Annotated in this window: 3 protein-coding genes; all 3 read left to right on the forward strand. The window is 31.8% G+C overall.

Annotated features, from left to right (window positions below):
- The first annotated feature begins 165 nt into the window (after positions 1-165).
- Complete coding sequence (locus VW161_RS08695) at positions 166-1,398, forward strand: zinc ribbon domain-containing protein (protein ID WP_304102858.1); 1,233 nt, start codon at positions 166-168, stop codon at positions 1,396-1,398.
- Between the two features lie 315 nt (positions 1,399-1,713).
- Complete coding sequence (locus VW161_RS08700; protein WP_304089152.1) at positions 1,714-2,658, forward strand: replication factor C small subunit; 945 nt, start codon at positions 1,714-1,716, stop codon at positions 2,656-2,658.
- A gap of 79 nt (positions 2,659-2,737) precedes the next feature.
- Positions 2,738-4,314: replication factor C large subunit (locus VW161_RS08705; RefSeq protein ID WP_325192945.1), on the forward strand; the 1,577-nt coding region annotated here is incomplete at its 3' end.

Below are 4,314 nucleotides of genomic sequence, written 5' to 3' on the forward strand. Positions count from 1 at the left end.
TTTTTTATTATTTATTTTTTCTAATTTTAGTTAATAATTTATATAAATATTTAAATAGTAATTACTAATATAATAGTGATGAATATTTTTTATAATGCTAAATGACATAAGTTATTATTGCATTATATTCATACAATCATTTTTAACCTATTCGGGGGTGAAAATATGATTTGTCCAAAATGTCATGCAGTAAATGATGATGAAGAGAAATTCTGTAAAAATTGCGGCTTTCAATTGAATTCAGCAAGAATTTGCCCTACTTGTGGGAAAACAAATGATTCCAATTCCAAATACTGTAAGGAATGCGGAACTGTTTTAACTCCAGTAAACACTTTTAGAAAGCAAGTTATTGAGGAAAAAACTAAGAAATCTTTCTTTAGTATGTATAAGGTGCCTATTATCTGCGCTTTAGTTATCATATTGGCTATTGGAGCTGTAACTGGAATGGCTTATTACAATGGTGGTTCTGGCGGAGATGATGGTTTCAGTACAATTATCCCTACAGATGACAATGGATTCTTTAATGATGATATAAATAATGATCCAACTCAAGCGCAAATACAGAATGACAATAAAACAAATGATACAAAAAATGATACTAATAAAAGTAAAACATTAACTGAAAAGATTGATAATAAAACCAATAAGACCAGTAAAAACATTAATGACACTGTTAATAAGATTAAAAATCAAACTAACAGTTCTAAATCTGTTAACAGCTCAAGTGTAAAGAACACTACATCTAAAACCATTACTGAAAAAGTCAATAAAACAGCTAAGTCTGATAAGAATAAATCCGATAAAAGCAGAATAGCCGACTCTGATAAGAATGATTCTGGAATTAATAGCATTATTCCAGGTATGTCCACTGATTCAGATGATAATTTAAATGACACAGAAGGTAATGATTTGGATGACAATGATACAAATGATTTGAATGAGAGCAATAGTGAAAATCTGTCTGACTCTTCCTTAAATGAAATAGAAATGGAAGATGTTCCTAATCTTGCTCAATTGGTTTCACAAAAGAACTATGCTTTCTCCACTATAGAATATGATGGAAATGAGTATGATGAAGGTCAATGCATTTATATCTTCTCTGAATATCTTTTGAATATTGACAAGAATAAGGGTTCTTCAATTGAAATCAAGGATGTAAAAAAGGCTTCCAATCCTTCTGATGAAGACTTAAGCCAATCCATTGACAAGGCAGATTACTTAAGCATGGCTCAAAGAGTACATAGTTGGATGGATCAAAAGGATACCGTTCCTAATTATGTAGGAATTAGTGGAATGGGCACTGCAGATTTATCCCCTAAAATGATGCTTAAACTATTCACTTTAGCAACTTTAGAGTATTCAATCACTCAAGAATTGCCTGAATCTGTCGATATTTAGAATAAAATGTTTAAAATTTTAGAGAATTTTTATTCTCTATTCTTTTTTTATTAAATTATTTTATTATTTAATTATTTTTTCTATTTTTTTTAACTATTTTTTTATGAGAAAACATTAATTTCACTATTAGATTCCATAAAAATTTAATGATGAACTATAAAAATAATAAGTTTTAAAAAATATGAAAATCATATTATATATAGTATAAAAAAATATATTTTAAGTATTTTCCAAATGAAAATTTTAAATCTTAAAAATGATTTAAAACGGTTTAATTTAAAAAATAAATGAAATTAATGATTATAAAGTGATAATATGTTAGGACCTTGGGTAGAAAAATACAGACCGCAAACTTTAGATGATGTTGTTGGACAAAAGCATATTGTAAGCAGATTAAAGCAGTATGTTGAAGAAGGAAGCATGCCAAATTTAATGTTTACAGGTCCTGCAGGGGTAGGGAAAACAACATCTGCTCTTGCACTTGTCAAATCAATTTTAGGTGAGTACTGGAGACAAAACTTCCTTGAATTGAATGCATCTGATGCAAGAGGTATAGAAACTGTAAGGACAAATATTAAGAATTTCTGTCGTTTAAAACCTGTTGGAGCTCCATTCAGGATTATATTCCTTGATGAAGTGGACAACATGACTAAAGATGCACAGCATGCTTTAAGACGTGAAATGGAAATGTATACCAAAACTGCATCATTTATACTTTCCTGTAACTACTCTTCCAAAATAATTGATCCTATCCAATCCAGATGCGCTATATTCAGATTCACACCAATCAAAGCAGAAGAAATAGCTGATAGATTAAAATACATTGCAGAAGCTGAAGGTTGCCAATATGAGGATGAGGCAATAACTACAATAGTCAATTTTGCAGAAGGAGATATGCGTAAATCTGTCAATATGTTGCAATCTGCAGCATCTACCGGTTCAATTACTGAAGATCATGTATTTGAAGTTGTTTCCAAGGCAAAACCACAGGAAATTAAGAAAATGGTTAATGCAGCGTTAATGGGCGACTTTATGAAATCCCGTGATCTCCTAAGGGAAGTCATGATCATGCAGGGTACAAGTGGAGAAGATATGGTTAATCAGATTTACCAGGATGTCTCTTCCAGAGTGATGAATGGTCAAATGGATGGGGATATCTATATGAATCTAATTGGTGCAATAGCTGAAACTGATTTCAGAATTAGGGAAGGAGCTAATCCAAGAATCCAATTAGAGGCTTTATTGGCTAAATTCTTATAGAAAAATAATTTGAATACTGTAAGAATTTTTATATTGACAGTAATTTTTATGAATTATATTTTAATTTCAGGTAACAATTATGTTATGGACAGATAAATACCGGCCAAAGACTTTTGATGATGTAGTCGGTAATGTAAAGCAAAAGGCAATTATCCAGAAATGGGTTGAAAAGTGGAAAAATGGAGAACCACAACCACCTTTATTGCTTATAGGGCCAGCAGGAACTGGTAAAACCACAATAGCCCATATCATTGCAGATGAATTCTCCGAATATATTGAACTCAATGCAAGTGACAAACGTTCACATGATTTATTGATGACAACCATTGGGGAATCAGCAAATACCTATTCATTGTTCGGAAATAACCGTAAATTAATCATAATGGACGAAGTGGATGGTATTCATGGAACCAATGATAGAGGTGGTACTAAAGCTTTAAATAAAATCATTAAGGAAAGTAAACAGCCTATAGTAATGATGGCTAATGATTTTTACAGCAATAAATTAACCACTATTAAGAAAAATGCCCAAGTCATTAAAATGGACAAGATCAAATCTCCTTCAATCAATAAGTATTTACGTGATGTAGTGCTTAAGAATGAGGAAATTAATGTTGATAAGGATGTTTTGATGAAATTATCAAAAAGATCCAGTGGAGATTTGCGTTCAGCTGTAAACACTTTGCAGGCTCTTGTTGAAAATGGAGGGGAACTCACTGAAGAGGCACTTGATTCAACAAGCCAAAAGGACAATACAAGCACCATTTTTGACACTGTAACAAGGGTATTAAAAAGCAAGAATCCAGAACATGTTAAGCGTTCATTGTTTGAAAACAATGAGGATCCAACTTTGGTTATGGAATATATGGCTGAAAACATTCCACGGGAATATGAAAGCAATTTAGAGGTTAAAAAGGCTTATGAAATGATTTCTCAAGCTGATTTATACTTTGGAAGAACCCGTTCCAGCCAATATTACGGTTACTGGAAATATGCATCTGACTTTATGGGTGTTGGTGTGTCAGTATCCAAAAGAGACACTTACCGTAAATTCAGCAAGGTTGTAAGCCCGATGGCATTTTCCATGATGGGAAGAACCCGTGGTAAAAGAGCTTTAAGAGACCAAATAGCTTCTAAAATGGAAGAAAAGATGCATGTTTCACTGCAAGTGGCTTATACCATTTTCCCATACTTTGAGATAATGTTTGAAAATGATGAGGTTGCTTGGGAAATTTCAGACTTCCTAGAACTTGAAGATGATGAAATCAAATTCTTCAGAAAGAAAAAGATTCCAAAATCAGTCATAAACAAGATGGAAAAGATCAAGGCAGAAATGAGGGAAGAAGAGAAAGAGGAATGGAAAAAAACCAGTAAAGATGGAATATTCAGAGAGATTCCACCTCAAGAATTGGAAAATATTGAACCTGATTTCGAAGAAGAGATTGATGATATCGATTTCCATAAGAACAATACTGTAATAGACATCTTTGATGATTTTGATGATGATGAATTGGATGAAATAGCTAATGAATATTCATTAAGCAATAGTCCTAAATCAAAATTAAAAAATAAGAAATCAGATGATGAATCTAAAAATAAGAAAAAAGAGAAAAAAGATGAACAACTGGATAAAGGACAAACAACCTTATTTAGTTT

This window comes from Methanobrevibacter ruminantium, from assembly GCF_016294135.1.
Taxonomy (GTDB): Archaea; Methanobacteriota; Methanobacteria; order Methanobacteriales; family Methanobacteriaceae; genus Methanobrevibacter; species Methanobrevibacter ruminantium_A.